Source organism: Bisbaumannia pacifica (assembly GCF_007989625.1).
Classification (GTDB): Bacteria; Pseudomonadota; Gammaproteobacteria; order Pseudomonadales; family Halomonadaceae; genus Bisbaumannia; species Bisbaumannia pacifica.
The window spans coordinates 1-5127 of record NZ_BJUK01000086.1; the positions used below are offsets into that span (position 1 = coordinate 1).

Annotated in this window: 4 protein-coding genes and 1 tRNA gene; 4 read left to right on the forward strand and 1 reads right to left on the reverse strand. The window is 66.8% G+C overall.

Features of this window, described 5'->3' with window-relative positions; translation table 11 throughout:
* Window positions 1-38 precede the first annotated feature (38 nt).
* Window positions 39-115: transfer RNA gene (locus HPA02_RS17920), tRNA-Arg, on the forward strand.
* Window positions 116-327: 212 nt separating this feature from the next.
* Here the strand turns inward: HPA02_RS17920 and HPA02_RS17925 are convergent.
* Window positions 328-1335 carry a tRNA dihydrouridine synthase gene (locus HPA02_RS17925; RefSeq protein ID WP_232340987.1) on the reverse strand — a complete coding sequence of 336 codons (1008 nt, stop codon included), beginning with the start codon at window positions 1333-1335 and terminating at the stop codon, window positions 328-330.
* A 106-nt stretch (window positions 1336-1441) separates the two neighbouring features.
* Here HPA02_RS17925 and HPA02_RS17930 point away from each other — a divergent pair, with 106 nt between their 5' ends.
* From HPA02_RS17930 to HPA02_RS17940, 3 genes are all read left to right on the forward strand, one after another.
* Window positions 1442-1684: an OadG family protein gene (locus HPA02_RS17930; protein ID WP_146804570.1), complete on the forward strand. Its 243-nt coding sequence runs from the start codon at window positions 1442-1444 to the stop codon at window positions 1682-1684.
* Window positions 1685-1759: 75 nt separating this feature from the next.
* Window positions 1760-3577 (forward strand): sodium-extruding oxaloacetate decarboxylase subunit alpha, encoded by a 1818-nt coding sequence (gene oadA, locus HPA02_RS17935; protein WP_146804571.1) that lies wholly within the window; start codon window positions 1760-1762, stop codon window positions 3575-3577.
* Window positions 3578-3587: 10 nt separating this feature from the next.
* A complete protein-coding gene (locus HPA02_RS17940) occupies window positions 3588-4907 on the forward strand; it encodes a sodium ion-translocating decarboxylase subunit beta (protein WP_146804572.1) in 1320 nt (439 codons plus the stop codon).
* The last annotated feature ends 220 nt before the right edge of the window (window positions 4908-5127 follow it).

Below are 5127 nucleotides of genomic sequence, written 5' to 3' on the forward strand. Positions count from 1 at the left end.
GGCCAGAGTCGATAAGAGTCGCCTGAATTTTCTGATAAGCGCCCGTAGCTCAGCTGGATAGAGTACCTGACTACGAATCAGGTGGTCGGAGGTTCGAATCCTCCCGGGCGCGCCAGATACTCAAACCCGCTCCACTCGGAGCGGGTTTTCTGCTTTTCACTAGCCGAGTCCTGCCAGCGAGGGCGGGGCTCGACGATCGTTCGGCGCCCGGCGAAAGTCGAGGCGCCTTCTTTTTGTCGGGTCAACCCTCATTTCGGCGGCGTCGTGCCGCCCGGTTTCCGTCAACCTCCTCTCATGGCGTCTTCCGATTGCCTGGCAGCGGCGTGATCAGCCCGTCAGCGCCGCGGCGTCTTGTGTCGTGGCGAGGCCCTCGAGAAAATCGCCCAGCGTCGTGATGCGGCGCAGCGTGGCGAAGCGACGAGCCGCCTCGGCATCACGGCCGCGCATCTGGTTGAGCCACTGCTTGAGCAGCGAGACCACCACCCGCTCGGGGAGGGTGTCGCGCTTGAGGCTGGCATAGGCGGTGAGGATCTCGGCGCGGGCCGCCCAGGGGGTGATCGGTAAGCGCTCTCCCGTGAGCTGCCAGTGGCGGATACGCGGCGCCAGCCAGGGGTCGGCGAGGGCGCCGCGGCCCAGCATCACGTCGCGGCAGCCGGAGAGGGTGCGTGCCTTCCAGTACTCCTCCAGGGTCCAGATATCGCCATTGGCGATCACCGGAATGCTCAGGGCGCGGCGGATGCGGGCGATCCACTCCCAATGAGCCGGCGGGCGATAGCCCTCGTCCCGGGTGCGGGCATGCACCACCAGGTGGCGGGCGCCGCCGCGCTGGGCCGCCAGGGCGCAGGCCAGGGCCAGTCGGCGATCGGAGAAGCCGAGGCGGATCTTGGCGGTGACCGGGAGGCTGTCGCCCACGGCGCCCGCCACGGCGGCCACGGCGGCCTCCACCCGGTGCGGGTCGCGCAGCAGGGCGGCGCCGCCGTCGTGGCGATTGACGGTCTTGGCCGGGCAGCCGAAATTGAGGTCGATGCCGCTGGCACCCAGGCGCAGGGCCTGGCATGCATTGGCGGCCAGGGCGTCGGGATCGGAGCCCAGCAGCTGCAATTGCACCGGGACGCCGCTGGGCGTGGTGGGAGGCGTGATCGCCAGTTCCGGGCAGTGCTTATGGAAGACCCGGGGCGGCAGGCGGGCGTCGACGACGCGCACGAACTCTGTCACCGCCCAGTCGAAACCGGGGCGCGCGGTGAGCAGGGCGCGGGCATGGGCGTCGAGGATGCCCTCCATGGGCGCTAGGCCGACCCGCCCTTCATGTAGTAAATTAACAAGCTGATCAACCATGGTGCCATTGCAAACTTTGTAGATTCAGGCAGCTTATTGTATCAGCCGAATAGCGCCCACCGCCCGGCGAGTTCACCGGCGGCGGGACAAGCAAGGGGAACCTGAGATGCTGGACACGGAACTCTTACAAGAAGGCCTGGCCCTGATGGGCTTCGGCATGGGCTTCGTCTTCGTCTTCCTGACGTTGCTGGTCATCGCCACCACCCTGATGAGCCGGGTGGTCGATCGGCTGGTGCCGGCGCCCGAACCGAAGGCTCCGGCCGCGGCGCCGGCCCGGCAAGATGACGAGGAGCTGCTGGCGGTACTGAGCGCCGCCGTGCATCGCTATCGCCAGCGTCATCGTCGTTAAGGCGAAACGCTTCGCGCCGGGAGTCGCCCTTCCGGCTGTCACGCTTCGACTTCCAATCATAAGGACGACAAGGTCATGAGTCAGACCCAACGCCCGCTGGGCATCACCGATGTGGTGCTACGAGACGCTCATCAGTCCCTGCTTGCCACCCGCATGCGCCTGGACGACATGCTGCCCATCGCCGAGAAGCTCGACCGGGTCGGCTTCTGGTCGGTGGAATCCTGGGGCGGCGCCACCTATGACGCCTGCATTCGCTACCTGGGCGAGGATCCCTGGGAGCGCATCCGCGCCCTCAAGGAAGCGATGCCCAACACCCGTCAGCAGATGCTGCTGCGGGGGCAGAACCTGCTGGGCTATCGCCACTACGCCGACGACGTGGTGGACAAGTTCGTCGAGCGGGCGCGTACCAATGGCGTGGACGTCTTCCGTGTCTTCGATGCCATGAATGATCCGCGCAACCTGGAGCGGGCCATCGCCGCGGTGCGCAAGGTGGAAGGCCACGCCCAGGGCACCCTCTCTTATACCGTCAGCCCGGTGCATACCCTGGATGGCTGGGTCGAGCTCGGCAAGCGCATCGCCGCCATGGGCGCCGACTCCCTGGCCATCAAGGATATGGCCGGCCTGCTCAAGCCCTACGACGCCTATGAGCTGGTCACCAAGCTCAAGGCCGCGGTGGATATCCCGATTCATATGCAGTGTCATGCCACCACCGGCATGTCCACCGCCACTGCCCTCAAGGCCGCCGAGGCGGGCATCGACAACGTCGACACCGCCATCTCCTCCCTGTCCATGACCTATGGCCACAGCCCCACCGAGTCGGTGGTGGCCATCCTCCAGGGCACCGAGCGGGACACCGGCCTCGACCTGGAGCTGCTGGAAGAGGTCGCCGCCTACTTCCGTGAGGTGCGCAAGAAGTACGCCGCCTTCGAGGGCTCCCTGAAAGGCATCGACTCGCGCATCCTGGTCGCCCAGGTGCCGGGCGGCATGCTCACCAACATGGAGAATCAGCTCAAGGAGCAGGGCGCCGGCGACAAGCTGGACGACGTCCTGGCCGAGATTCCCAAGGTGCGCGAGGACCTGGGCTTTATTCCCCTGGTGACGCCGACCTCCCAGATCGTCGGCACCCAGGCGGTGATGAACGTGATGATGGGGGAGCGCTACAAGTCGATCTCCAAGGAGGTCCAGGCGCTGCTCAAGGGCGAGTATGGCGCGGCCCCCGCCGAGTTCAACCAGGAGTTGCAGGCGCGGGTGCTGGAGGGCGGCGAGCCCATTACCTGCCGTCCGGCGGATCGGCTGGAACCGGAGATGGAGCGCCTGGCCACCGAGCTCAAGGAGAAGGCCAAGGCCGAGGGCATTCGCCTGGCCGAGGGCGAGCGCGAGATCGATGATGTGCTGACCTATGCGCTCTTCCCGCAGATCGGCCTGAAGTTCCTCAAGAATCGCGATAACCCGGATGCCTTCGAGCCGGCGCCCCAGGCCGCGGATAACGGCGGCGCCCAGGTGCCCGCCAAGGCCGAGGCCAAGGCCTCGGCCGGTGCGCCCGAGACCTACACCCTCACCGTCAACGGCAAGCAGTATGTGGTCGAGGTGGCCGAGGGTGGCCAGATCCAGCAGGTGCAGGCCCAGGGCGGTGCGCCTCAGGCGGTCGCGCCGTCCGCCCCGGCGGCACCCGCCGCCGGCAGTGGCGAGGCGATCGCCGCGCCCCTAGCCGGCAATATCTTCAAGGTCAACGTCAAGCCGGGAGATAGCGTCGCCGAGGGGGATGTGGTGATCATCCTCGAGGCGATGAAGATGGAGACCGAGGTGCGTGCGGCCAGCAGCGGCACCGTCGCCGAGGTCAAGGTCAAGGAAGGCGACAGCGTATCGGTCGGCGATACGCTGATCGTTCTCTAAGGGCATCATCATGGATAAGTTGCTGACTCTCTGGTACGGCTCGGGGCTCTACAACCTGGGCCTGGGCCAAGTCGTGATGATCGTCATCGGGCTGTTGCTGCTCTACCTGGCGATCCACAAGAAGTTCGAACCCCTGCTGCTGGTACCCATCGGCTTCGGCGGCATCCTGGCCAATATCCCCGAGGCGGGGCTGGCGCTCTCGGCGTTGGATCAGGCCATCGAGGTGGCACGGCCGGCGGTGCTCCAGGAGCTGGCCGCGGTCATGCAGGTGAGCCTGGCCGGTAGCGATGTGGAGGCGTGGCGCACCACCCTCTATGGTGCCGCCCATGATGGCCTGCCGCCGGAGCTGGTGCGGGCCGCCACCGATATCGCCAAGGGCGCCGGTTACAGCAATGGCATGCTGTACCAGTTCTACAGCGTGGCCATCGCTTCCGGCGTGGCGCCCCTGGTGATCTTCATGGGGGTGGGGGCCATGACCGACTTCGGCCCCCTGCTGGCCAATCCGCGCACCCTCTTCCTGGGGGCCGCGGCCCAGTTCGGGATCTTCGCCACCCTGATGGGGGCCGTGGGGCTGACCGCCCTGGGGGTGATGGATTTCTCCCTCAATCAGGCCGCCGCCATCGGCATCATCGGTGGCGCCGATGGCCCGACCTCCATCTATGTGTCGAGCATCCTGGCGCCGGAACTGCTGGGGGCCATCGCCGTGGCGGCCTACGCCTATATGGCGCTGGTGCCGCTGATCCAGCCGCCGATCATGCGTGCCCTGACCAGTGAGAAGGAGCGGGCCATCGCTATGAGCCAGCTGCGTCCGGTCTCCAAGCTGGAGAAGATCGTCTTCCCGCTGGTGCTGCTGGTGCTGGTGGCGCTCTTCCTGCCGGATGCGGCGCCGCTGCTGGGGATGTTCTGCTTCGGTAACCTGATGCGCGAGTGCGGCGTGGTGGAGCGGCTCTCCGATACCGCCCAGAATGCCCTGATCAATATCGTCACCATCTTCCTGGGGCTTTCGGTGGGCTCCAAGCTGGTGGCCAGCCAGTTCCTGGCGGTGGAGACCCTGGGCATCATGGGGCTGGGGGTCGTGGCCTTCGCGATCGGTACCGCGGCGGGCATCCTGATGGCCAAGCTATTGAATGCGGTCAGCAAGGTGCCGATCAATCCGCTGATCGGCTCGGCGGGGGTCTCGGCGGTGCCCATGGCGGCGCGGGTCTCCAACAAGGTGGGCCTGGAGGCCAACCCGCACAACTTCCTGCTGATGCATGCCATGGGGCCCAACGTGGCCGGGGTGATCGGCTCGGCGGTGGCCGCCGGGGTGATGATCAAGTACCTGGGCTAAGTAAGGCCTCGCTGGCTACTGGCATGCTTCGATGGCGCCCCACGGGGCGCCATCGTCGTATGGCGGCGGAAGGCCTTAGGAATGGTCGAGCAGGCGTACTTCGCCCTTGAGGCGGGCGCTGAGCGGGGTGATATCGACGGCCTCGCCCTGGGGCCAGCCCACGGTGAGGATGACCCCCTCGGCGCCGTAGTCGACGGCTTCGATGGGCACCTCCCGACCC

Excerpts from the sequence above, each read along its gene's own strand:
- HPA02_RS17925 (WP_232340987.1), bottom strand. The coding sequence starts at position 1,335 with ATGGTTGATCAGCTTGTTAATTTACTACATGAAGGGCGGGTCGGCCTA.
- HPA02_RS17930 (WP_146804570.1), top strand. The coding sequence starts at position 1,442 with ATGCTGGACACGGAACTCTTACAAGAAGGCCTGGCCCTGATGGGCTTC.
- oadA (WP_146804571.1), top strand. The coding sequence starts at position 1,760 with ATGAGTCAGACCCAACGCCCGCTGGGCATCACCGATGTGGTGCTACGA.
- HPA02_RS17940 (WP_146804572.1), top strand. The coding sequence starts at position 3,588 with ATGGATAAGTTGCTGACTCTCTGGTACGGCTCGGGGCTCTACAACCTG.